Raw genomic sequence first — 24,210 nt, forward strand, 5'->3', positions numbered from 1 at the left:
GACTCATCGGCTAGGCGTTTTGCGCCTGAAGAAAGATCGAGAACAGCTCTGACTGGGATTTGATCCCTAGCTTGCTGTACATGTGTTTCTTATGGACTTTCACGGTTTCAACAGAGATTTCCAGCTTACGGGCGATTTCCTTGCTGGAGCAACCGCTGAGCATCAAGCGGCCCACATCCAGCTCACGGGCGGTCAATTGCGCGCCCCACTCATCATTCTGGACGGGCGGCTGCGGTGTGCTGACCTGGTTGAGCTCAAAGGGCAGGCGTTGGCGCAGCAAACTCAACACCCAGGGTTGGATCAACGACAGCAAGGCGATTTGCTGCGGGTCAAAACGCTGCTTTGAACCCAGTGACAGGCACAGGGTACGCCCGTCCGCCAGTTGGCAATTGAACTGGATTTCATCGGCCACCACGTTCAGGCGAAAGTAACGCTGGTAATACTCGGTGAGCTCGAAATGCTCCGGCGCCACTTCAGCGAGGCGAAACAGGCCGGTGCGCGAATGCTCGCGGCTGGCGATGTAGAAGGGGTCGAGCAGGTACAGGCCGTTCAGGTAGTCCTGGAACAGATGGTCCGGCGTGCCATCGGCGCCTGGGCATTCGGCGAACACCAACGGGCGATGCGCGCTGCTGAACAGCAACACCACCCAACTGTCGAACGGCACGTAGGCGTCGAGCAACCGGACCAGTTGGGTCCAGAAGTTGGCCTGATCCAGGGCGTCTATCATTTGCCCCACCGAACGGTGCCAGGCGATGTCTTGCAGCGACATGGTCATTGATCTACCCCTATCGGGTTACCCCTGCCGCGTAATTCCCTGGCGGGGTGTGGCTGCGCATACTGCGGCACAGAGTGAGAACAAGGAATACCCATGAAGGTCGAATTTGCCCAGTTGGCAGGTCGTGATAACGGCACAGCTTACAACCTTGAGCGCGCCTTGGCGGCAATTGCTGCCTGCGCCGCCGATACGCAACTGATCGTATTCCCGGAAACCCATCTGATGGGCTTCCCATCGGCCGAGACCGTTGCCGACATCGCCGAACCGGTGGATGGCCCTACCGTGCAGGCTGTTATCCAGGCTGCCCGTGCACGCAACATCGGCGTGGTGGTCGGCATGGCCGAGCACGACGGCGGACAATTCTACAACACCACGTTGCTGATCACGCCCGAAGGCATCGCCCTGCGTTATCGCAAGACCCACTTGTGGGCCTCGGATCGCGGCGTGTTCACCCCGGGTGATCGCTACGCGACCTGCCTGTGGAACGGCGTGCGCGTCGGCCTGTTGATCTGCTACGACATCGAGTTCCCGGAAACCGCCCGCGCCCTGGCGCAGTTGGGCGCCGAGTTGCTGATCGTCACCAACGGCAACATGGACCCGTATGGCCCCACGCACCGCACCGCGATCATGGCCCGTGCCCAGGAAAACCAGGCGTTTGCGCTGATGGTCAACCGGGTGGAAGAGGGCGATGGCGGCCTGTTGTTTGCCGGTGGCAGTGCGCTGGTCGACCCGCTGGGCACCTTGTTGTTCGAGGCTGGGCGCGAGGAAGGGCAATTTACCGTCGAGCTGGATCTCGACCAACTGGTGGCGGCTCGCAAGGACTACCGCTACCTGGATGACCAGCGCTTGAAATTGCCGGGTGAGGTGATAGAGCGCAGCGATGGGACCCGCGAGTTGTTGATTCCTAAAGCCTGATCGTCTTCGACGAGTGAGGTTGCGGTGGCGAGCCCGCTCGCCACAAACGCTGTTTGAACATAAGAAAAATGACACCCGAGTCACCCACTTCAGTTCTGCCATAAATCTAATAAATCAGCGGAGAATCGCTCATGGCTCGTTTGCAACGCACCCTGTCGTTAGGGTCGGTGGTGCTGTTCGGCATCGCCTATATGACGCCGATCATTGTGCTCGGCACCTTCGGCATCCTCGCACAATCCACCGCCGGCATGGTCCCCGCGGCCTACCTGGCCGCCCTGGTGGCGATGTTCTTTACCGCCATGAGTTACGGGCGTATGGCCCAGGCATTTCCGGTCGCCGGTTCTGCCTACAGCTATGTGCGCAAGGCGATCAGCCCCAAGCTGGGTTTTATCGCCGGTTGGGCGGTGTTGCTCGACTACCTGTTTTTGCCCATGGCCATCTGGCTGATCGGTGCGGCCTACCTCAATTCGGCGTTTCCTTCGGTGCCGCAGTGGGTCTGGGTACTGGCGTTTATCGGCATCACCAGCGCGATCAATATTGTCGGCCTCAAGCTCGCCAACGGCATCAACGCCTTGCTGATGCTGGTGCAGTTTTTAGTGTTGATTGCGTTTGTTGCGCTGTGCATTCACTACATCGGCGGCAACCCCAGCCAACCCCTGTGGACCCTCACGCCGTTCTTCAACGGACAGATGCAAATGCCGCTGATCATGAGCGGCGCGGCCATCGCCTGCTATTCATTCCTGGGCTTTGACGCGGTCAGTACCCTCACCGAAGAAACCCGCGACCCACGCCGCACTATCCCACGGGCGATCATGTTGATTACCTTGATCGGCGGGCTGATTTTTGTGGCGGTGTCCTACTTTGTGCAGATCGCTCATCCGTCGTTTGAATTCGCCAATGTGGATTCGGCCGCGTATGAAATTGCGCGCAATATCGGCGGTGATGTGTTTGTGTCGATTTTCCTGATCGGTCTGATCGTCGGCCAGTTCGCCTCGGGGCTGTCGGCCCAGGCCAGTGGTTCGCGCTTGTTGTATGCCATGGGCCGTGACGGTGTGTTGCCCAAGTCATTCTTCGGCACATTGCATGCGCGCTTCGGCACGCCGGTCAACAGCATCTTGTTGTGTGCGGTTGTGGCGTTGCTGGCGCTGAAGCTGGATGTGACCACCTCCACGTCGTTCATCAACTTTGGTGCCTTCCTGGCGTTCAGCCTGGTGAACCTGTCGGTGATCTTTCACTACTGGATCGGCGCGAAAGCGCGTGGAGTACGAGAGTTGATCCTGTTCCTGCTGTTCCCGGCCATCGGCCTGGTTGCGGATGTGTGGCTGATGGTCAGCCTCGACCACCTGGCGATTTACCTGGGCCTGGTGTGGTTGGCGATCGGCCTGGTTTACCTGGGTTTTCTCACCCGTGGCTTCTCGCAACAGCCGCCGGAAATGGACTTCCAGGAAACCGCATAGAAGCTTGCGGTCTATTCTTATTGCAATCGGTTCTCGTTTGGGTGCGTATTTTATGTTATTGTATAACACATCAAATGCACCCAAACGCCCCGGAGGCTTTATGAAAGCTGGTATCCATCCCGACTACCGCACCGTGCTGTTCCACGACACCGCCGCCGACGCGTTCTTCCTGATCGGCTCCACTGCCGACAGTGATCGCACCCATAAACACAGCGACGGCCACACTTACCCTTACATCCCGCTGGACGTGTCCAGCGCCTCGCACCCGATCTACACCGGCCAACAGCGCAAGACCCAGGCCGAAGGCCGGATTGCCGGGTTCAACAAGCGTTTCGCTTCGTTTGGGTCGAGCCCGAAAAAAGCCGAGGCATGAGGTCGTTTAAGCCGTTTGCCGAATGGGCAGCACCACTTTAAAGGTGGTGCCTTTGCCCAATTCGCTACGGACGGTGATAGCGCCACGGTGTTTTTTGACGATGCCGTAGGAGAGTGACAAGCCCAACCCGGTCCCTTCGCCTACCGGCTTGGTAGTGAAGAATGGATCGAAGATTTTCTGCACGCTGTCCGGGGCAATCCCGCAGCCGTTGTCTGCGACTTCCAACCAAATGTTCTCGCCATCCACCCCATTGCTGATGGTAATAGTGCCGCGCTCCGGCCCCATGGCTTGGGCCGCATTGATGACCAGGTTCATCACCACTTGGTTGAGCTGCGACGCCAGGCATTCGATTTCCGGCAGCGGCGCGTAGTGCTTGACCACGTCGGCCTTGTACTTGAGTTCGCTGGCGACAATGTTCAAGGTCGAGTCGATGCCCTGTTGCAGGTTCGCCCACTGCCAGTTCTGATCGTTATCCACCCGGGAAAAGTCCTTCAAATCCTTGACGATCTGTACCACGCGGCCAATACCCTCTTTCGATTCGCGAAGCAGCGTGGGAATGTCTTCCTTGAGGAAATCCAGGTCCAGACGCTGGCGCAGGGCTTCGAACTGCTCACTGTCTGTGGCGGTTTCGGCCTTTCGATAGGCATCGAGCATCTCTTGGAGCTGGTCAAAGTAACCCCCCAGTGTGCCGAGATTGGACGAAATGAACCCCACCGGGTTATTGATTTCGTGGGCCACGCCGGCCGCCAGTTGGCCCAGGGAGGCGAGTTTTTCCGACTGCACCAGCTGGCTTTCCAGCTGTTTACGCTCGTCGATCTCCAGTTGCAGTGCCTGGCTTGCCTGGGTCAGTGCCTGGGTGCGTTGCTCAACCAGGTGTTCCAGGTGGCTGGTTTGCAAAGACGCGCGCCGCGCCATGCTCCATTTTGCGGCCAGGGTATTGGCCATCTGCTGTACTTCAATGTTGTCGAAGGGTTTTTTAAGGATCAGCAGCCGGTCATGGGCTTGCAGGCGAAACAGCAGCTCTTCCCAGGAGTAATCCGAGTAGGCCGTACACACCACCACTTGCAGGTCCGGGTCAACTTTCCAGAGTTCTTCAATGGTCTGCGCACCGTCCCAGCCTTGGGGCATGCGCATGTCGACAAAGGCCAGGGCGTAGGGTTTTTGCTCGGCCATGGCGACCTCAAGCAACTTCAGCCCCTCTTGGCCACCGTAGGCCGAGTCCAGTTCGAACACGGGGCCATGCGGCGTGTCGCTGGCACCGAATAGCGCAGCTTCCATGTCGTCCAGCGCCTGGTTCTGTTCCATAGGCGGCATGAGGATTTTGCGGAAGTCTTCGTGAATCGATGGTGTGTCGTCGATCAGCAGAATGCGCCGGTTCGAAGGTTCGTTCATGCTTGGCCTGCTGCATCGTTAAGTGGGATTTGCAACGTGAACACGGCGCCTTTGCCTGGCCCGTCGCTATGGGCGGTGAGGTGGCCGTTCATTTCAATAGCCGCCAGGGCGCAGCTGTGCAGGCCGAAACCATGGCCCTCTTTGCGTGTGGTGAAGCCGTGGGTAAAGATCCGCGTCATGTTTTCGGCGGGGATGCCTTCGCCTTCGTCCTTGACGCTGATCTGCAAGAGGCTGTCCTCCAGTGTCGTGATCGACAAGGTGATCTGCCGTGGGCGGTCGGACAGGTTCGACATGGCGTACTTGGCGTTGCTGATCAGGTTGACCATGATCAGCAGCAGCCGGTGTTTGTCCGCCATCAGTTGCGGCACCTCGGCATACTCCTTGACCACCGTCACATGGTGGCGATTCAGCGCCCCGGCGTTCATGCGCAGGGCGTCGTCCATCAAGGCACCGATCTCCACGGGCTCCAGCAGGCTGGAAGCGCCGGCGTAGGATTGCTGGGTGGAGACGATGTCCTTGATGTGGTCCACGCTCTTGCTCAACTGCGCCAGTTCATCGGTCAGGCCCTGTTGCTCGAGGGCGATGGCCTCCACCAGTTGGTTGAGGTAGCCGGGCAGCAATTTGCCTTTGTCGTCCTCGCGCAGGTAAGTACCCAGGTCGTCAGGGTGCTCGTTGATCAGTTGCATAGCCTTGCCCAGCCCCAGTGCCTTGCTGGTGCGCAGCTTGCGTGCGACCAGTTCGGCGGAGATGTTCACGCTGTTGAGCACGTTGCCGACGTTGTGCAGCACGTTGGTCGCGATTTCCGCCATGCCGGCCTGGCGGGCGCTGTCTAGCAGTTCGCTCTGGGCATCTCTGAGTTCCCGCGTGCGCGCCTCGACGCGCTGTTCAAGGCTTTCATTGACCCCGTGCAAGGCGCGGTTGACCCGGTTGATCTCGGCAAAGCTGCGCAACAAGCGAATGGCCAAGTACAACAAGAGCACGACCAGCAGCGTAGAAAATACCAGCAGGTAGCGGTGGTATTTCTGGTCAATCAGGTCGGCGGCGGCCTGGTCCTGGTTGAGTTGGGTGGTCAGGTCATCCAGTTGATCTGAAAGGGGAATCGCGGCGATACGACCGAGTAGGTCGTTGACGATGGGTTGCTCGCGCAAAATCAACGCGATGTGGTTACTGAGAATTTCCACCGGCACCTGGAATTCGGCTGGCAGGTTTTCTTTGTTCACCGCCAGTTTGTTCAGCCCCACGAGGATGTCCGCAGCTTTGTCGTCGCTCGTCACCTGGGCGAACTCCAGAGCGCTGAGCAGCAAGTCGTAAGTGTCGGTGGCGATACTTTGCTGTTCCAGCTTGTCGGTGTCTTTGAGTCGCAGGAAATGCGCCTGGATATCGTCTTCGGCGGTCGGCAAAAAGGCCAGGGAATTGCGCAGTACCGCATTGTGCGATTTGAACTGCTCCACTAATCGGGCCTTTTCCTGAATCGACTGGCGATAAGCATCCTGCGCGGCCAGCCAGTCGGCTGGGTGTTCGTGGTGGTGTTGCCCTTCGCGACTTTCCAGCAGGGTCCACAGTTGGCTCATTTCCTTGAGGGGGGCCACCAGCGGGTCATAGTTGTGGGTGAGGGCGATCCTGGCCTTGAGCACCTCGACGTCCCACTGGGAATTGAGTTGCTTGATCTGGCGGATCAGGTCGCGCGACTCGGTGTAGGTGGTGGACTGGTCGCCGATCGATTTGAGGTACAGAAATACCAGCACCGAGGCCAGTATCAGGGCGATGCCGCTGAGCGTGATCAGGCTGGCGAGGCGGGATGATTTCATAGGGGCTTGCCTGCCCATTCGCCGGTCAGCGTCTTGAGGAATTTGATGATCAGCGTCTTGTCCTCCTCCGACGGAATTCGCCCGAGTTGGTACTTGAACATGATGTCGACGGCCTCCTCCAGAGTCTTGGCCGAGCCATCGTGAAAGTAAGGCGCGGTGACGGCAACGTTGCGCAGGCTCGGTACCTTGAACACGTTGCGGTCTTCCTCGTCCTTGGTCAGCAGGTAGCGGCCCAGGTCGGCTTCGGTCGGGTTGCCACGGGCCTTGAAGTAATCGCCCATCACCCCGAACTTCTGGTACATGTTGCCGCCGATGTTGGCGCCCTGGTGGCAGGCGATACAGCCATAGTCCTTGAAGCGTTGGTAGCCATATTTCTCATCGGTGGTGAGGATGTCGGTATTGCCTTGCAGGTACTGGTCGAAGCGCGAATTGGGTGTGAGCAACGTGCGTTCATAGGTGGCCAGGGCGTCCTGCACGTTGGCAGCCGTCACCCCGTCGGGATACACCTGCTGGAACGCGGCCTGGTAGGTGGGCAGTGCCGATAGGGTCCGGACCACAGTCTGCCAGTCGTTGCCCATTTCCATAGGGCTGACGACCACCTGTTCAACCTGCGCTTGCAGGGTGTCTACCCTGGCATTCCAGAATTGTTTGAAGTTCAGGCTGGCGTTGAACACCGTAGGGGTGTTGAGCTTGACCGGCTTGCCATCGAAACCCAGGGAAAATGCGCTGTTATCGTCACCACCGGCTTCCAGATTATGGCAACTGGCACAGGACTTGGAGTTATTGACGGACAGTTGCGTCTCATTGAATAACTGGCGCCCCAACTCCACGGTGGCTGCATCCAGCGTCGGCACCGGCGGCAATGGTTTGAGCGGTTCATCCAACGGCGCTGCCGAGACGGGCAGGCAGGTGCCATAGCCCAGGGCCAGGGTCATGCCCAGAACCCGTGGTGACAGGTGAAGAGTGCGTGGTGTGCTGCGGCTCAAGCGGTCGCTCCTTGCGGCAAAAGATCAGTGGGCAGGCAACAGGCTGGGGTGCCCGGTTTGCAGCAGTTGGGCGAATTCATCGGCGGCTACGGCCTTGCTGAACAGGAAACCCTGGCCCTCTTCACACTGGTGAGCTTTCAGAAATTGCAGCTGTGCAATGGTTTCCACGCCTTCGGCGACGATGTTCAAGTCCAGGCTTTTACCCAGGCTGATGATTGCGCTGATCAATTGCGCGTCCTGGCTGTTGTTGCTCAAACCGCGAATGAACGATTGATCGATTTTCAGCACATCAATCGGAAAGCGTCGCAGGTAGCTGAGGCTGGAATACCCGGTGCCGAAGTCGTCGACGGACAGGCGCACGCCCAGCGTCTTGATCTCGCGCAAGGTGGTGAGCGTGTCGTCGACGTTTTGCATCAGCACGCTTTCCGTGATTTCCAACTCCAGTAACTGTGGGGTCAGGCCCGTTTGCTCAAGGATCGCCGCCAGGTTGACGACAAAGTTACGCTGGCGAAAATCAATCGCTGAAATATTCACCGAGATACAGGTCGGCGGCAGCCCGGCGGCCTGCCACGCGCGCGCTTGCTCACACGCCTGGCGCAATACCCATTGGCTCAACGGCACGATCAGGCCACTGTCTTCGGCCACGGGAATGAAGGCGGACGGGTAGATCCAGCCATGATCGGGCTGATGCCAGCGAATCAACGCTTCGGCGCCGACGATTTTCCCGCTGTGCAAGTCCAGTTTCGGCTGGTAGTGCAAGGTGAATTCATCGCGCTGCAGGGCCTGCCGGATGGCGCTTTCCAGGCCTTGCTGTTCCTGCGCGCGCAGGTTCATCTCGTCGATGAAAAAACTGAAATCGTTGGGGCCTTGGTCTTTGATGGCGCGCATGGCGGTTTCGGCTTTTTTGATCAATTCCACGGCGCTGCTGCTGTCATCGGGGTAAACACTGATGCCAAGGCTTGCGGTGACACTCAGGTCGTGGCCGGCCACATAGTGGGTGGTGCTGACGGCGGCGAGGAGTTTTTCGGCAATGTACTGGGTTTGCTGGGGATGCTTGATGTCGTTGAGGATCAGCACAAATTCGTCGGAACCGTAGCGAAACACCGAATCCGACTCGCGCACCGTCGCCACCAGGCTTTGGCTGACAAGCTTGAGCATTTCATCGCCGACCGGATGGCCCAGGGCATTGTTGATGCGCTTGAAGCGGTCCAGGCCAATAAAGATCACGGCCAGTTGGGTGCCATGCCGTCTGCAGACGGCAGTGGCTTGGGTCAGGCGGTCGCCCAGCAGGGTGCTGTTGGGCAGTTCGGTCAGGGCGTCGTATTGCAACAGGTGCGAGACCTTGAGCAGTTCCTGGACCCTTTCCTCAATCGTGCGTTCGAGCCCGATCAGCTTGAATGCGGCGTCCTGCGCCAATTGCCATTTCCAGGTCAGGGCACTGGCCATCTGGCGAATTTCCAGGTCGTCGAAGGGCTTTTTCAGGATCAGCAACTGGTCGTCGTATTTGAGGCGCGCCTCAATGGCTTCGAAGGAGTAGTCGGAGTAGGCCGTGCAGAGGGCGATTTGCAGGTTGGGGTCAACGTTCCACAGCTGTTCGATAGTTTCCAGGCCATCCCAGCCCGGCGGCATGCGCATGTCGATGAAGACCAGGGCATACGGGGCGTTGTCGGACAGGGCTTTGTTCACCAGGGCCAGGGCTTCCTGGCCCTGATAGGCGGAATCCAGCACAAAGGTCTGGCGCACGGCCGGGGCGCTGCCGAACAGGGTTTCTTCGATGCTGTCCAGGGTCTGGCCGCCGTTGGCGTCGGCGCACAGGATCTTGCGGAAGTCCGCGTGGATTGAGGCGGTGTCATCGACGATCAGAATGCGTCGATTGGCGCGTTCCGAGCGCGGACTCATGATTGATACCCTGAGGCGTGCAACAACATGCTCTGGCGCATAGGGCTTCCTTACCTCGAATGCTTCGGTACGTGGGGACGGTCGCCAGCTTCATGCGACAAGCATAGTCGGCTCCCTTGAATAAGTCGGCCAGTTGGCGTCAAATCAAAGTCAGCTACCCCGACCGTCATCTAGCGCTCAATGCGTGAGCAAGTACAGCGGTGGATCACGTCGGGCCGCAATGAAGCAATTGTGTGTCATTGCCAGGAGGTGTCGCCATGGATGAACAAACTGCTACGACTCCCCCCTACACCCCCACCATTTTGCTGGTCGACGACGAAGAATCGATCCTCAATAGCCTACGCCGCCTGCTGCGTGGCCAACCCTATGATGTGCGGTTGGCTGGCAGTGGTGCCCAAGCCCTGGAAATCATGGCGGCCCAGCCCATCGACCTGGTGATGACCGACGCGCGCATGCCGGCCATGGACGGGGCGATGCTGCTGGCCGAGACCCACCGCCTGTACCCGTCCACCACCCGCATCCTGCTGACCGGCTATGCCGACATGAGCATGATGATCAAGGCGATCAACGAAGGTCAGATTCACCGCTACATCAGCAAGCCCTGGAACGACGAGGAAATGCTGCTGACCTTGCGTCAGTCCCTGGAACACCAGCATTCCGAGCGCGAACGGCTGCGTCTTGAACAGTTGACCCGCGAGCAGAACGACCAGTTGAAAGCCCTTAACGCGACCCTGGAAAAGCGCGTCGAAGCCCGCACCAGTGAGTTGCAGCAAACCGCCGACATGCTCGACCTGGCCTACGACGAACTCAAGCGCAGCTACGTGACCGGCACCGAAGTGTTTTCACTGTTGGCCAACTTGCGCCTGCCCAAGCAGAAGCAGACCAATCGCCAGCTCATCGAGCTGATTCGGGTGTATTGCAAGGCCCAGGCGATGGACGAAGCCAGTGCCCGCGACCTGACCATGGCCGCCGCGCTCTATAACATCGGCAAATTGAGCTGGAGCGACAGCATGATGGTCGCGCCCTCGGACATGCTGCACAGCACCGACCGCGAACGCTATCGGGCCTACCCGACCCAGAGCGAGTCGTTGTTGATGACCCTGGAGCCGATGAAGGACGCCGCGCGCTTGATTCGTCATCACCAGGAACGCTGGGACGGCAGCGGTTTTCCCGACCACCTCAAAGGCGAGTTGATTCCCTCGGGCGCCCGGTTATTGAAGCTTGCGGTCGATTTTATCGAGCTGCAAAAGGGCCTGATCCTCGAGCGCCAGATGAACAGCGATGAAGCGCTGCTCTACATCCGTAAATACGCCGGCAAGCTCTATGACCCGGATATGGTCGAAGACTTCGTGCAGGCCTGCGCTGCGTTCCTCAGTGACGTGACGCTGGGGGATTCAAGCGTGAAGGTCTTGACCACCCGCGAACTCGCCGAGGGCATGGTGCTGGCGCGCAATCTCAACGCCGATAACGGCATGCTGCTGCTCAACGCCGGCAAGGTGTTGAACCTGCCGCTGGTGGACAAGTTGATTGCGTTTGAGGCGATGGAAGGGGCCAAGTATTCGGTGTTTATCAAAGAACCGGATGTGGCTGCGCTTCCCGGTTAAGACGCTTTCTGTGATCCTTGCACCTTTGCATTCAAGGCATTTTTTACATGACATCGACTATTCGCATCGCCGCCGCGCTGTTGATCGGCAGCGACGGCCAAACGCTGCTGGTGCGCAAGCGCGGCACCCAGGCCTTCATGCAGCCAGGCGGCAAGATTGACGCGGGCGAACAGCCTGCCGAAGCCTTGGCCCGTGAGCTGTACGAAGAGCTCAACCTGCACATCGACCCTAGCGACGCCGTGTATTTGGGGCACTTCTCGGCGCCTGCCGCCAACGAGCCGGGTTTCATTGTGGAAGCTGAACTGTTCCAGGTGCACATCGACGTGGCGGTGACGCCCGCGGCTGAAATCGAAGAAGTGCGCTGGATCGACCCGGCCGGTGATGGCGGCCTGCACTTGGCACCACTGACCCGCGACCTGATCCTGCCGTTTTATCGCGCCTCGCTGACGGCTACCGCCTGATTCACAGGCGCAAAGGACTGCAACGAATGATGATTCGCACCCTGGATGCCCATGACGCCGAGGCTTATCGAACGTTGATGCTTGAGGCGTACGACGCCTACCCCCAGGCGTTCACGTCCAGCGTGGCCGAGCGATCGGCCATGCCGTTAAGTTGGTGGGAAAAACGCATTGAGAGCCCGCTGGATCACTTGCTCGGCGCGTACCTCGGCGACGAACTGGTCGGGATTGTCGGCCTGGCCTTCGAGCCCCGTGAAAAGGCACGGCACAAGGTGACCTTGTTCGGCATGTACGTCACGCAGGCTTATCAAATGAAGGGCCTGGGTCGTCGGTTAGTGGAGGCGGCACTCGTCGAGGCGTGCAAGCATCCGCGCCTTAAGTTGATTCAACTGACCGTCACCGCCGGCAACGACGCAGCCTTTGCGTTGTACCAGCGTTGCGGGTTTATTCAGTACGGCCTGGAGCCGCTGGCGGTGCGGGTGGGTGTCGAGTATTTCGACAAAATCCACATGTGGCGCGAACTCAACGTTGCCTGAAATCCCATGGGGACACTCGATCCAATGTGGGAGCTGGCTTGCCTGCGGTGGTCTCGCCTCGGTGCTGCAGCCAGATCGCGTCGTCTGCATCACAGGCAAGCCATCTCCGTATTTTGATCTGTGCCGTTCAGCGAACGGCGCTGACGCCGTCCAGCGTGGAAAACGACGTGTCCTTGGCCGTGAGTAAAAAGTCGCGCATGTACGGCGCGTCCAACATGTCGGCGCGAATCCCTGCATACAGCGTGGCAAACAGCCCTTTCTCGCCCAAACGCTTGGCCTTCACGTAACCGCGCGAGCTGTATTCATGCAGCGCCCAATGCGGCATGCCGCACACGCCCCGGCCGCTGGCCACCAGTTGCATCATCATCACGGTCAGCTCCGAGGTGCGCACCTGGGCTGGCTCCACATCGGCCGGTTCCAGGAAACGGGTGAAGATGTCCAGGCGATCGCGCTCCACCGGGTAGGTGATCAGGGTTTCGGTCAGCAGGTCTTGGGGCACGATGTACGACTTGTTCGCCAGGGCGTGCTGGTTGGCCACGGCCAGCATGGCTTCGTAGGTGAACAGCGGCACATAGGTGATGCCCGGCAGCTCCAGCGGGTCGGAGGTCACCACCAGATCCAGGTCACCACGGGCCAGGGCCGGTAAGGGCGCAAAGGCAAAACCCGAGGCCAGGTCGAGCTCGACTTCCGGCCAAGCATCGCGAAACTGGTCGATGGTCGGCATCAGCCACTGGAAGCAGCTGTGGCATTCGATCGCCATGTGCAAACGCCCGGCGGTGCCGCCAGCCAGGCGCGCGATATCGCGTTCGGCGCCACGCAGCAAGGGCAGGGTGGCGTCGGCCAGTTGCAGCAGGCGCAGGCCGGCGCTGGTGAAGCGCAGCGGCTTGGTCTTGCGCACGAACAACTGCATGCCCAGGCGCTCTTCCAGCTCCTTGAATTGGTGGGAGAGTGCCGATTGCGTCAGGTGCAGGCGCTCGGCGGCTTCCACCAGGCTGTCGGCTTCGCGCAGTGCGTGCAGAGTCTTGAGGTGACGAATTTCGAGCACGGGCGCTCCATGAAAATAATTTGTGATGGGCAGAACTGCCGTGAGTTTGTCTCATGTTGCAATGCCTGTCGATAAGGCATCGACCACGACCGCTGGGCACTCTTCATCAAACTGTCACAGAACTGTGGCAGCGCGCTTGAACAAACTTCATCAGACTCGCGCTCTACTGGGGTTCTGCGTTTCGGTGTTTTTCATGCGCGTGTTGCTTTTACTGGCCGCTCTATTGTTCGGCCTGCCGTCTTTTGCGGCTTCTCGATGTGATGTCAATGTCCCGACGCAAACCGTCGATCTGGCTCAGGTGAGCATTGCCTACCAGAGCATCGGCCGTGCGTCCGACCCTGCGTTGCTGCTGGTGATGGGCCTGGGCGGGCAGTTGATCCACTGGCCGGATGAAGTCGTCGTAGCCCTGTGCGAACAAGGTTTCCGGGTCATCCGCTACGACAACCGTGATGTGGGCTTGTCCACTTGGCGCCAAGCCCCGGCCAGTGCCAACCTGACCTTTGAAGTGCTGCGCTACAAGCTCGGGCTGCCGGTGGCGGCGCCGTACACGCTGACCGACATGGCCGACGACGCACTGGGCTTGATGGATGCTTTGCAGATCCGCCAATTCCATGTGCTGGGCGCGAGCATGGGCGGCATGATCGCCCAGCACCTGGCGGCCATGGCGCCGCAACGGGTCGAGAGCCTGACGTTGATCATGACCAGCTCCGGTGCCGAAGGCTTGCCGGCGCCGAATGCGGCGCTGGTGCAGTTGTTGTCCCGGCGCAGTGCGCCCAATCGTGAGGTGGCGCTTGAGCAACAGGCCGATCTGCTGGCGGCATTGGGCAGCCCGTATGTGAAAGACGATCGCCAGGCGCTGCTGCACCAGGCGGCGCTGTCCTACGACCGGGCTTTCAACCCGGACGGCGTCAAGCGCCAGATCATGGCGATCCTCGCCGAGCCTAGCCGTGTGCCATTGCTCAACCAACTGCGTGTGCCGACGCTGGTGGTGCACGGCACGGCCGATCCGTTACTGCCGGTGATGCACGGCGTGCACCTGGCCGCGCATATTCAGGGCAGCCAATTGAAGCTGATTCCCGGCATGGCCCATCGTTTCCAGGAAGCTTTCAAGGCACCGCTGCTGACGGCGGTGCTGCCGTACCTGCAAGCCCATCGCGAGGATGCTGCGCACTGGGCGCAGATTGACCTGGGCCAGCCTTCGAAGGTGTTGTGAAGTTGGTGTATCGTGCACCCTTTACGGCGCGCTAATGCCAACGAGGTTGCCTACCATGAGTACTCCCCTGAAAATCGATTTCGTCAGCGACGTGTCTTGCCCCTGGTGCATCATCGGCCTGCGTGGCCTGACGGAAGCCCTCGACCAGCTTGGCAGCGAAGTGCAGGCCGAGATCCGTTTCCAGCCGTTCGAACTGAACCCGAATATGCCCGCCATCGGGCAGAACATCGTCGAGCACATCACTGAAAAATACGGCTCCAGCGCCGAAGAGTCCCAGGCCAACCGTGCGCGTATTCGCGACATGGGCGCAGCGTTGGGCTTTGCCTTTCGTACCGACGGCCAGAGCCGCATCTACAACACGTTCGATGCTCATCGGCTGCTGCATTGGGCCGGGCTTGAAGGCTTGCAATACAACCTCAAGGAAGCGCTGTTCAAGGCCTATTTCAGCGATGGTCAGGACCCGTCCGACCACGCGACGCTGGCGATCATCGCCGAAAGCGTCGGCCTGGACATCAAGCGTGCGGCGCAGATTCTCGCCTGCGATGAATACGCCGCCGAAGTTCGTGAACAGGAACAGCTGTGGATCTCCCGGGGCGTGACTTCGGTGCCGACCATCGTGTTCAACGACCAGTACGCGGTCAGCGGTGGTCAGCCGGCGGAAGCCTTTGTCGGTGCGATTCGCCAGATCATCAGCGAAGCGAAGGGCTGAACCGTGGGGTAGGGTGCTTGCTCCCTGGCCTATGGAGATCCAAAGGTGGGGCTTGCTTGCGAATGCGGTGGGTCAGTCAATACATCCCTGGCTGAACGACCGCCATCGCGGGCAAGCCCGGCTCCCACATTTGAACGGTGGCGGGCGCAGAATTCTGGTCAGACACAGATCAGTGTGGGAGCTGGCTTGCCTGCGATGGCGGTGGGTCGGTCAGCTTATCTGCTGCTGATACACCACTATCGCGGGCAAGCCCGGCTCCCACATTTGAACGGTGGCGGGCGCAGAATTCTGGTCAGACATAGAACAGTGTGGGAGCAGGCTTGCCTGCGATGGCAGTGGGTCAGTCAGCTTATCTGTTGCTGATACACCACTATCGCGGGCAAGCCCGGCTCCCACATTTGAACTGCGGCGGGCGCAGAATTCTGGTCAGACATAGATCAGTGTGGGAGCTGGCTTGCCTGCGATGGCGGTGGGTCAGTCAGCTTATCCGCTGCGGGTACACCACTATCGCGGGCAAGCCCGGCTCCCACATTTGAACGGTGGCGGGCGCAGAGTTCTGGTCAGGTACAGATCAGTGTGGGAGCTGGCTTGCCTGCGATGGCAGTGGGTCAGTCAGCTTATCCGCTGCGGGTACACCACTATCGCGGGCAAGCCCGGCTCCCACATTTAAACTGAGTTTGGCGTCTGAGATCGGGCTGCCTTGATTGTGATGTTGCTCTTGGGGAGCAGCCTGTTGCCCGTCAGTCAAACTTGTAGCTGATCGCGGTCTGCACCTGGCCCTGGTTCACGTTGCCGGTTTCCTTGACGATGGTGCTGTTGGCGGCCGAGCCGACCAGGTGCGTCCAGCTGGCGCTGGTCAACAGCGACCAATGGGCGGCCAGGGGGAATTCGAAGCTCTGGGTCAGCGTCAGGTTCTGGAAACCGGCGCTGGCGTTATAGGCACGAATGCCTGAGGCTGCGGACTCCTTGTCACTTACGCCGAAAAAGGTCTGGGTCTGGCGGGCATCGGCAAAGTGCGCCATCAGGCCCGTGCTGCCGATGATGCCGCCACCCAGCGGGTAACCCAGCTCGCCACCGACCTTGCCCAACACACCGCTTTGATCACGCCCGCCGCCTACGGCCTGGCCCACTTGCGCGTACACGCGCCAGAACTCGGCCGGGGCGTATTGGATGAAGCCACCGACTTCAGCCATATCCGACACATCGCGCAAGCCGCGCAGTGAGCCGTTGGCCGTACGGCCAGGCAAGTAATTGATGTAGGGGCCGGCGGTGATGCCGTTGGTATTGAGCGCGCTCCAGGTCAAGCCGTCGTCGGTGCCGAGGCTGACACTGCCCCAGTCCAGGTCGAAATAGGGAATCGCCTGGGTTTCGTAGCGGCTGCCGGTAGGGTCGTGGGGTTGATAACTGATGCCTGCACCGACTTCACCGGTAATGCCGTCCGCCAATACCGTGCTGGACACACTCCACAGCCCGAGCAAACCGGCGAATACAGCAGAAGTAACCTTGTACATGGAGCGTTTCCTTATCTGAACTTGCGCGCATTCACGCGCGAAGGGCATCCCTGGCGCAAGCACTCATCTTGTTTGTAGCAAGCTACAAAAATTGTAGCTTGCTCGACACATATAACCATAGACCTCAACCAAAACCCCAGCCCTGCTGGGCTTTAATCAGTTGGCACAGTCCCTGCTATAGCCCTGTTGCAAGCGCATAGAGCGCTCTCTTCAAGCCCTCCAACTTCAAGGACAGGCAATGATCCAGTGGCATATCGTGTGCGACTTCGACGGGACCATCACCCCTACCGACGTCATCGACAACGTCCTCCAGCGCTTCGCCGGCCCTGAGTGGGAAACCATCGAACAGGAATGGCTGGATGGGCACATCGGTTCCCGCGAATGCCTGAGCCGCCAACTGGCGTTGATCAAGGCCACACCGGCTGAACTGTTAGCGTATTTCGACAGCGTCGAGATCGACCCGGACTTCCCGGATTTCGTCGATCACGTCATGGGCCTGGGCGCGACCATCGAAGTGGTCAGCGACGGCATCGAACAAGGCATCGCGCGCATTCTGTCGCGTAACTACGTGACCTTGCTGCCGATCCTCGCCAACCGTCTGCGCCAGGTCGACCAGAACAGCTGGCGCATCGACTTCCCGTACTCCAGCGACGCCTGCCGTGCTGCGTCCGGCAACTGCAAGTGCAAATCCACCCCGCGCAACAAGCGTGTGCTGGTGATTGGCGATGGCAAGTCCGACATGTGCGTGGCCTCTACCGCCGACTTCGTCTTCGCCAAAGGCAGCCTCGCCAAATATTGCGAAGCCAACAACATTCCCCATGCGCGCTTCGACACCTTCGCCGAACTGCCCGCATTGCTGGCCAAGCTGCCTCAGGGCATCGCGGCCAACGCCACCACCTTTACTGCTGCTGACAATCAGGAACTCTTCCACCATGTCTGATATCCGTATCGCCACCGCCGAAGACCAGATTCTTCTGGATAAAGAAGCCAAGTACTGCTCCTACGGCGACACTGTTCACTACATCGAGCCACCGCGTATTTTCAGCCGTTGCGAAGGCTCCTACGTGTGGGACACCGAAGACCAGGCTTACCTCGACCTGCAAATGTGGTATTCGGCCGTTAACTTCGGCTACGCCAACCCACGCCTGAACAACGCGTTGAAGCAGCAGATCGACACCCTGCCGCAAATCGCCAGCCAGTACCTGCACAAAGGCAAGATCGAGCTGTCGGAAATGATCGCGGTCGATGCCAAGAAGAAATTCGGCCTCGACGGTCGTGTGCACTTCAACGTCGGTGGTTCGCAATCCATCGAAGACTCGTTGAAAGTGGTGCGTAACGCGTCCAACGGCAAGAGCCTGATGTTCGCCTTTGAAGGCGGTTACCACGGCCGTACCCTCGGTGCCTCGTCGATTACCTCCAGCTTCCGCTACCGTCGCCGTTACGGCCACTTTGGCGAACGTGCCAACTTCATTCCGTTCCCGTACCACTTCCGTGGCCCGAAAGGCATGACGAAAGAAGAATACGGCAGCCATTGCGTGCAGCAGTTCGCCCGTCTGTTCGAGACTGAATACAACGGCGTCTGGGACCCGAAAACCAACCAGTGCGAATACGCAGCCTTTTACGTCGAGCCGATCCAGGGCACCGGCGGCTACGTGATTCCGCCGATGAACTTCTACCGCGAACTCAAGCATGTGCTGGATCAGCACGGCATCCTGATGGTGTCCGACGAAATCCAGATGGGCTTCTACCGTACCGGCAAGCTGTGGTCGATCGAGCACTTCGACGTGCAGCCGGACGTGATCGTCTTCGGTAAGGCACTGACCAACGGCCTGAACCCGCTGGGCGGCATTTGGGCGCGTGAAGAGTTGATCAATCCGAAGATCTTCCCACCAGGTTCGACCCACTCCACCTTCGCCTCCAACCCACTGGGTACGGCGGTAGGCCTGGAAATGTTCAAGATGACCAGCGAAGTCGATTACGGCGCGATGGTCATGGCCAAGGGCAAATACTTCCTGGAAGGCCTGCAAGACCTGCAGAAACGTTTCCCGATCATCAGCGACGTCGATGGCCTGGGCCTGGCCCTGCGCTGCGAAATCTGCGGCCCGGATGGTTTCACGCCGGACAAGGCGACCCTGGACTACATGGTCGAAGAAGGCATGAAGGGCGACATGGTTGTGGATGGCCAGAAACTCGGCTTGATCCTCGACGTGGGCGGCTACTACAAAAACGTGATTACCCTGGCACCGTCCCTGGAAATCAGCTACCCGGAAATCGACCTGGGCCTGAAGCTGCTTGAGCAACTGCTGGTTCGGGCGACCAAACGGTGAATGTCTCCGGGATCGATCTCGGTGAAGGTGATGCCGGCTTCGTTCTCGGTGAAGGTCCGGTCGGGATCCTGTTGATCCACGGCCTGACCGGCACCCCGACGGAATTGCGTCAAGTCGCCAAAGGGTTGGCCAAGGCGGGTAACTGCACGGTGTACGTGCCCACCCTGGCCGGGCACTGCGGCGATAACAGTGACCTGCAGGCCACCGGCTGGCTGGACTGGTACGAAGGCGTGCGCAAGACCTTTGCCCAGGTCAAGCAGCGCCACGAGCAGGTGTTTGTCGGTGGCTTGTCCATGGGCGCGGTGATGTCGATGTACGTGGCTGCCGAGCACCCGGGGCAAGTGGCCGGGCTGTTGATGTATTCCACGACCTTGAAGTACGACGGCTGGAGTATTAACAAACTGGCGTTCCTGACGCCGTTGCTGATGAAGATTCCATTCGGCGTGCACATCTGCCGCTTCGAAGAGAAGCCACCTTATGGCATCAAGAACGAGCGCCTGCGGGCAATTGTCGAGCGCCAGATGAAGGAAGGGGAAAGCAGCGAGGCCGGTTTGCTGACCATGGAAGGCATCACAGTGCGCGAGTTGCACCGGATGAATGCTGTGGTCAAGAAACGCATGCCTGAGGTCAAGGTGCCGGCACTGGTGTTGCACTCCATCGAGGACGATATCACCAGCCGCTGGAACGCCGATTACGTGGAGCGCCACCTAGGTGGGCCCGTCACCAAGATCCTGCTGGACAACTGCTACCACATGATTACCGTCGACCTGCAATACCGCCGAGTGATCGAGTTGAGCGCCGAGTTTGTCGAGCAACACGCCGCTACTACCCAGGTGTCCGAAGACTACCGACAGCGTGCATAAGCTTAAGGACAAGACGTGATCACCGCCCAAGCCTTCTCGACTATCCGGGCCATCCAGCGCAGTGCCTGGAACGACTGTTTTCCCGGAGCCCTGGAGGATTGGGACTTTTACGTCGCTGTGGAAAACGCCGCTATCGATGATTTCAAGTGGCGTTACCTGGCTGTTTACGACGATGAAACGCTGGTGGCGGTTGCCGCCGCGTTCATCACTTATTATCGCCTCGACACCACGGTGTCGGGTGCAGGCAAGCGCTTTACCGAGCGCCTGGAGCGACTGTGGCCGGGTGTTTTACGCCTGGAGTTGTATGCCATCGGCTCTCCGGTGGCCGAGCGTTGTGACGCGGGCATTGCCAGCCATGTTGACGAGGCGCAGCGCCCGTTGCTAATCAAGCACTTGCTGATGGCTGCGCGCCAGGACGCCAACGCGTTCGGAATTGGCCTGGTGGCGGTCAAGGACGTGCCGACCAACGACCCGTACTGGGCAGACAGTTGCCGCCTTGCAGGTTTTCAGAGCATGCCGAGTTTGCCCAGCGGGTTGTTGACGGTGCCTTACGGCTCAGTGGACGCCTACCTGGGCTCGCTGTGCAAGGCGACTCGCAAGGACTTGCGCCGCAAGCTGCGTGCGCCGGGCCCTCGGGTAGAGTGGCGGCACAACATTGATGATGTGTTACCTGAGGTGATGCGCCTGTACGAAGACACGCTCAGTCGCGCGGACTTGCAGTTCGAGCGCCTGCCGGCGAGTTACTTCACCGGCATCCTTGAACGGTTGGAAGGGCGTGCGGTCTGTGCTCTTTATTGGGTGGACGAGCGACTGGTGGCGTTCAACCTGATCCTGTTGGACCAGCACCGTTTGATCGACAAGTTTTTCGGGCATGACCGTGAGTTCAGCCGTGAGTACAGCTTGTATTTCAGAAGTTGGCTGACCAATGTTGACTATTGTATCCAGCACAGTATTCCCGTGTACGAGTGCGGTCAGGAGGGGTACGCCAGTAAGCTGCGCCTGGGTTGCGAGTTCCGGGGCAACAGTATGTTCTTCCGCCACCGTAACCGGCTGGTCAATGGCCTGCTCAAACTCGTAAAAATGTATATAAGACCGGATCGATCCGACCCTGCCATGGCTGCTGCGATAAGCGAAACCTGATGATCACCAAGACCCGCCAAAAAGCCCGCCCCTTTGCCATTTCGCGCTGGAGCGTCCAGCGCAAGCTGGTGCTGGCGTTCTGGCTGGTCAGCGTGATTCCGACCATGATCGCTGCCGAGTTGGCGGCGACCACGCTGTCGCAGATTTTCGACAGCAACGTGCGTATCTGGCTGCAAGAGTCGACCAAGATCGTCAAGGATGAAATCGGCGACATCCTTCATGACAACGCACGCATGGCCAAACTGTTCCTGCGCTACACCGCTCCGCCCTCGAACAGGCAAGCCGCCAAGCATGACCGGCTCACCGCCGATATCGCCGAGGCCACCGATATAGACGTGGTCTCGCTGATTCGCGTCAGTGACCACAAGATTGTGTTCAGCACGGCCCCTGATGATGTCGTCAAGCAGATCAACCTGACCAGCAACGCGGTGTTGCAAACCATCCAGGTGGCCGGCGTGACTACGGGCCTGGTGGTATCGACGTTCGAAACCACCCAAGAGGGCGTCGACTACGTGCTGTTGGTGGCGACTTACCTGGACAGCAGCTTCCTCACCAGCGTGGCCGATGTGCATTCCCTCGACCTGCGCCTGTACCTGGCCAACCCCTCGGGGTTTTCCGAGATATTCTCGACCCAGCGTTTCGAAAATCATCCTTCGCGCATCCCGAAGAATGTCGAAACGGCCATGCGCAGCACCAAGCAGCCGAGTGAGCAGTTCACCAATAACTACAGCGGTCTGTATTGGCCCATCTTCAACGACGCCGGCGACTTGCAAGGCGTAATCTTCAGCGGCTTGCTGCGTCATACCAGCCTGGTCGGGCTGGTGAATCAGAGCAACTTGTTCGTGCTGATATTCCTGCTGAGTTCGGCGTTGTCCCTGGGCGCCGGCGTGTTGGTGTCACGGCGCCTGACCAAGCCTCTGCGGGACTTGTCACAAGGCGTGGATGCGGTGATCTCGGGCCATTACGAGCATCGCGTATTGGTCAGCGGCGGCGATGAGCTGGCGCAGTTGAGCAGCACCTTCAACCACATGACCGAGCGCCTGGGCGAGCTGCACCACCTCGAAGCCCAGTTACGCCGCCGCGACCGGCTGCATGCTCTGGGCGAAGTCGCGATGGGCCTGGCCCATGAGATTCGCAACCCGTTGGGTATTATAAAGACCGCCACCCAGCTGCTGCACCGTCGCGCCGACCTGCCGGAAACCGACAAGCGCCACCTGGAATACGTGATCAGCGAAGTCAGCCGCATCAACGACCTGATCACCGAGTTTCTCGACTTCGCCAAACCCAACCCGCCCCTGCGTGTGTTGCAGGCGGCGCGTCCGGTGGTGGAAGAAATCCTTGGTTTCTGCAGCCCGGAACTCGCCACCCATAACATCGATGCGAAAATCGATGATCAGGCGCCCGGTGCAACCCTCTATGCTGATGCCAAGCAGCTCAAGCAGGCGTGCCTCAACCTGATTCTCAACGCCATTGATGCAATGCCCGAAGGCGGGCGCCTGACCCTGGGCATTCGCAGCGTCGACGGCAACACGGTGATCAGTATTGCTGACACCGGCCAGGGCATCCCGGCGGATATGATTGAGCGTATCTTCACGCCATTTGTCACCACCAAGGCGTCAGGCACAGGCTTGGGCCTGGCCAAAGTCTATTCGATCATGGAAAGTCACGACGGCAGCATTGAATGTGCCAGTGAGAAAGATGCCGGCGCCACCTTCAGCCTGTACATTCCGGCGCATGGTGAAGACGACGGCGATGATGAGGAAGGTCATGACGCATAACGTATTGGTAGTCGACGATGAGCCCAAGCTGTGTGATTTGCTATCGTCGGCCCTGAGCCAGAATGGCATTCAGGTATTCACCGCGAGTAATGGCCTGCACGCACTCAAAGTGCTGGACCAGGAAGACATTGACCTGGTGATCAGCGACTGGCGCATGCCGGGTATGGATGGGCCGGCGCTGCTGGCGGAGATAAAGGTGCGCTTCCCGGATTTGCCGGTGATCGTGATGACCGCCTACAGCACGGTGAAAAATGCGGTGCAGTCGATGCGCAATGGCGCCTATGACTATATCGCCAAGCCGTTCGACATCGACGAGCTGGACATCACCGTGGCCAAGGCCCTGCAGTTTCGCGACATCATGCGCGACAACGCGCGCCTGCGCGCCGAGCTTGACCATCATGCGCAGTTCGACAGCCTGGTGGGCGACAGCCCGGCGTTTCGCCAGGTGCTGCATGCCATCGACTCGGTACGTGACAGCAACGCAACCATCCTGCTGACCGGCGAAAGCGGCACCGGCAAGGAAATGGTTGCCCGTGCCATCCACAAACACGGCAGCCGAGCCGACAAACCGTTCGTGGCGGTCAACTGCGCGGCCATTCCGGAAGGCCTGCTCGAAAGCGAAATGTTCGGCCATCGCAAGGGCGCCTTTACCGGCGCCGTGGCGGATCGGGTCGGGCGTTTTATGCAGGCCGACAAGGGCACGCTATTTTTGGACGAAGTGGGCGATATGCCCCTGGCGTTGCAGGCCAAGATTCTGCGCGCCTTGCAGGAACGGGTGATCGAGCCGGTGGGCGACCCGCGCGAGCGCAAGGTGGACGTGCGGGTGATCGCCGCCACTAACAAAAATTTGCTGGATGCGGTGGCCAATAAAGAGTTTCGTGAGGACCTGTATTACCGCCTCAACGTGTTCCCGATCCCACTGCCGGCCCTGCGCGAACGCGCCGAAGATATCGTGCCCCTGGCCCGGCACTTCGCCCAGACTCTCAGCGCGACCGCCGGTAAACGCATCACTGGCTTCAGCCCAGAGGCGTTGCAGGCCATGGCCGCTTACAACTGGCCGGGCAATATTCGCGAGCTGCAAAACTGTGTGGAGCGGGCGACCATCGTGGCGGCCAAACCGGTGATCGAAGACATCGACCTGCCGGCTTACCTGTTTGCCTCCAAGCCTGCCGAGGGTGGCGTGACGGCGATGCTCAGCGACGGACCGGGTGTGCCGCAGGATCTGGATGCGGCGCTGGCGGAGGTGGAGAAGGCCTATATTCTGGCCGCGTTGAATGAAAGCAACGGCGTGCAGGCAGCGGCGGCCTCAAAGATCGGGATTTCCGAGAGGAGCTTCTGGTATCGGTTGAAGAAGCTGGGGATTCATGTCGACAAGATCGTGCGCTGATCTCCCAGGCACACATCATTGCTCTAAATGTGGG

Annotated in this window: 21 protein-coding genes; 14 read left to right on the forward strand and 7 right to left on the reverse strand. The window is 59.6% G+C overall.

What is annotated here, in order from left to right:
* Positions 1 to 10: 10 nt before the first annotated feature.
* Positions 11 to 775 (reverse strand): helix-turn-helix transcriptional regulator, encoded by a 765-nt coding sequence (locus tag ACLBW8_RS25985; protein WP_064450899.1) that lies wholly within the window; start codon positions 773 to 775, stop codon positions 11 to 13.
* A gap of 93 nt (positions 776 to 868) precedes the next feature.
* Here ACLBW8_RS25985 and ACLBW8_RS25990 point away from each other — a divergent pair, with 93 nt between their 5' ends.
* From ACLBW8_RS25990 to ACLBW8_RS26000, 3 genes are all read left to right on the forward strand, one after another.
* The gene (locus ACLBW8_RS25990; protein WP_064450900.1) at positions 869 to 1,690 is read left to right on the forward strand and encodes a carbon-nitrogen hydrolase family protein; all 822 of its coding nucleotides are present in this window, start codon (positions 869 to 871) and stop codon (positions 1,688 to 1,690) included.
* A gap of 131 nt (positions 1,691 to 1,821) precedes the next feature.
* Entirely contained in the window at positions 1,822 to 3,147 is a 1,326-nt protein-coding gene (locus ACLBW8_RS25995; RefSeq protein WP_447806669.1) for an APC family permease, read from the forward strand.
* A 100-nt stretch (positions 3,148 to 3,247) separates the two neighbouring features.
* Complete coding sequence (locus ACLBW8_RS26000; protein ID WP_064450902.1) at positions 3,248 to 3,520, forward strand: type B 50S ribosomal protein L31; 273 nt, start codon at positions 3,248 to 3,250, stop codon at positions 3,518 to 3,520.
* Between the two features lie 6 nt (positions 3,521 to 3,526).
* Here ACLBW8_RS26000 and ACLBW8_RS26005 read toward each other — a convergent pair whose 3' ends face one another.
* The 4 genes from ACLBW8_RS26005 to ACLBW8_RS26020 all read right to left on the reverse strand — a co-directional run bounded on the left by ACLBW8_RS26005 (position 3,527) and on the right by ACLBW8_RS26020 (position 9,605).
* A complete protein-coding gene (locus ACLBW8_RS26005; RefSeq protein WP_447806670.1) occupies positions 3,527 to 4,912 on the reverse strand; it encodes an ATP-binding protein in 1,386 nt (461 codons plus the stop codon).
* Complete coding sequence (locus ACLBW8_RS26010) at positions 4,909 to 6,720, reverse strand: DAHL domain-containing protein (protein WP_447806671.1); 1,812 nt, start codon at positions 6,718 to 6,720, stop codon at positions 4,909 to 4,911. Before ACLBW8_RS26010 ends, ACLBW8_RS26005 begins: the two co-directional genes overlap by 4 nt.
* A complete protein-coding gene (locus tag ACLBW8_RS26015) occupies positions 6,717 to 7,655 on the reverse strand; it encodes a cytochrome-c peroxidase (protein ID WP_447806724.1) in 939 nt (312 codons plus the stop codon). The genes ACLBW8_RS26010 and ACLBW8_RS26015 overlap by 4 nt, the downstream gene beginning before the upstream one ends.
* Before the next feature lie 75 nt (positions 7,656 to 7,730).
* Positions 7,731 to 9,605 carry a putative bifunctional diguanylate cyclase/phosphodiesterase gene (locus tag ACLBW8_RS26020; protein WP_447806672.1) on the reverse strand — a complete coding sequence of 625 codons (1,875 nt, stop codon included), beginning with the start codon at positions 9,603 to 9,605 and terminating at the stop codon, positions 7,731 to 7,733.
* Between the two features lie 257 nt (positions 9,606 to 9,862).
* Here ACLBW8_RS26020 and ACLBW8_RS26025 point away from each other — a divergent pair, with 257 nt between their 5' ends.
* The 3 genes from ACLBW8_RS26025 to ACLBW8_RS26035 are packed head-to-tail and all read left to right on the forward strand — an operon-like array spanning position 9,863 to position 12,203.
* Positions 9,863 to 11,209 carry an HD domain-containing phosphohydrolase gene (locus ACLBW8_RS26025; protein ID WP_447806673.1) on the forward strand — a complete coding sequence of 449 codons (1,347 nt, stop codon included), beginning with the start codon at positions 9,863 to 9,865 and terminating at the stop codon, positions 11,207 to 11,209.
* A gap of 47 nt (positions 11,210 to 11,256) precedes the next feature.
* Positions 11,257 to 11,670, forward strand: coding sequence for an NUDIX hydrolase (locus ACLBW8_RS26030; RefSeq protein ID WP_064450908.1), 414 nt, complete (start codon positions 11,257 to 11,259; stop codon positions 11,668 to 11,670).
* A gap of 26 nt (positions 11,671 to 11,696) precedes the next feature.
* The gene (locus ACLBW8_RS26035) at positions 11,697 to 12,203 is read left to right on the forward strand and encodes an N-acetyltransferase family protein (RefSeq protein ID WP_447806674.1); all 507 of its coding nucleotides are present in this window, start codon (positions 11,697 to 11,699) and stop codon (positions 12,201 to 12,203) included.
* A gap of 127 nt (positions 12,204 to 12,330) precedes the next feature.
* Here ACLBW8_RS26035 and metR read toward each other — a convergent pair whose 3' ends face one another.
* On the reverse strand, positions 12,331 to 13,248 hold the full coding sequence (metR, locus tag ACLBW8_RS26040; protein ID WP_064450910.1) for a transcriptional regulator MetR: 918 nt from the start codon (positions 13,246 to 13,248) through the stop codon (positions 12,331 to 12,333).
* A gap of 193 nt (positions 13,249 to 13,441) precedes the next feature.
* Between metR and ACLBW8_RS26045 the strand changes: the two genes are divergently transcribed.
* Together ACLBW8_RS26045 and ACLBW8_RS26050 are read left to right on the forward strand one after the other, a co-directional pair.
* Positions 13,442 to 14,461 (forward strand): alpha/beta fold hydrolase, encoded by a 1,020-nt coding sequence (locus ACLBW8_RS26045; RefSeq protein ID WP_407017939.1) that lies wholly within the window; start codon positions 13,442 to 13,444, stop codon positions 14,459 to 14,461.
* A 55-nt stretch (positions 14,462 to 14,516) separates the two neighbouring features.
* Positions 14,517 to 15,170, forward strand: coding sequence for a DsbA family oxidoreductase (locus tag ACLBW8_RS26050; RefSeq protein WP_447806675.1), 654 nt, complete (start codon positions 14,517 to 14,519; stop codon positions 15,168 to 15,170).
* Between the two features lie 740 nt (positions 15,171 to 15,910).
* Here ACLBW8_RS26050 and ACLBW8_RS26055 read toward each other — a convergent pair.
* A complete protein-coding gene (locus ACLBW8_RS26055) occupies positions 15,911 to 16,681 on the reverse strand; it encodes a MipA/OmpV family protein (protein ID WP_064450912.1) in 771 nt (256 codons plus the stop codon).
* 238 nt (positions 16,682 to 16,919) lie between these two features.
* Here ACLBW8_RS26055 and ACLBW8_RS26060 point away from each other — a divergent pair, with 238 nt between their 5' ends.
* Genes ACLBW8_RS26060 through ACLBW8_RS26085 form a run of 6 tightly spaced genes read left to right on the forward strand, consistent with a single transcriptional unit; the run spans position 16,920 to position 24,176 of the window.
* On the forward strand, positions 16,920 to 17,621 hold the full coding sequence (locus ACLBW8_RS26060) for an MtnX-like HAD-IB family phosphatase (RefSeq protein ID WP_064450913.1): 702 nt from the start codon (positions 16,920 to 16,922) through the stop codon (positions 17,619 to 17,621).
* A complete protein-coding gene (locus tag ACLBW8_RS26065; RefSeq protein WP_447806676.1) occupies positions 17,614 to 19,008 on the forward strand; it encodes an aspartate aminotransferase family protein in 1,395 nt (464 codons plus the stop codon). Before ACLBW8_RS26060 ends, ACLBW8_RS26065 begins: the two co-directional genes overlap by 8 nt.
* Positions 19,005 to 19,871: an alpha/beta hydrolase gene (locus tag ACLBW8_RS26070; protein WP_064450915.1), complete on the forward strand. Its 867-nt coding sequence runs from the start codon at positions 19,005 to 19,007 to the stop codon at positions 19,869 to 19,871. Before ACLBW8_RS26065 ends, ACLBW8_RS26070 begins: the two co-directional genes overlap by 4 nt.
* A gap of 15 nt (positions 19,872 to 19,886) precedes the next feature.
* Positions 19,887 to 21,011: a GNAT family N-acetyltransferase gene (locus tag ACLBW8_RS26075; protein ID WP_447806677.1), complete on the forward strand. Its 1,125-nt coding sequence runs from the start codon at positions 19,887 to 19,889 to the stop codon at positions 21,009 to 21,011.
* Complete coding sequence (locus tag ACLBW8_RS26080; RefSeq protein ID WP_064450917.1) at positions 21,011 to 22,789, forward strand: sensor histidine kinase; 1,779 nt, start codon at positions 21,011 to 21,013, stop codon at positions 22,787 to 22,789. Before ACLBW8_RS26075 ends, ACLBW8_RS26080 begins: the two co-directional genes overlap by 1 nt.
* The gene (locus ACLBW8_RS26085) at positions 22,779 to 24,176 is read left to right on the forward strand and encodes a sigma-54-dependent transcriptional regulator (RefSeq protein WP_064450918.1); all 1,398 of its coding nucleotides are present in this window, start codon (positions 22,779 to 22,781) and stop codon (positions 24,174 to 24,176) included. Before ACLBW8_RS26080 ends, ACLBW8_RS26085 begins: the two co-directional genes overlap by 11 nt.
* Positions 24,177 to 24,210: the final 34 nt, after the last annotated feature.

The sequence above is a fragment of the Pseudomonas sp. M5A4_2d genome, assembly GCF_053345295.1.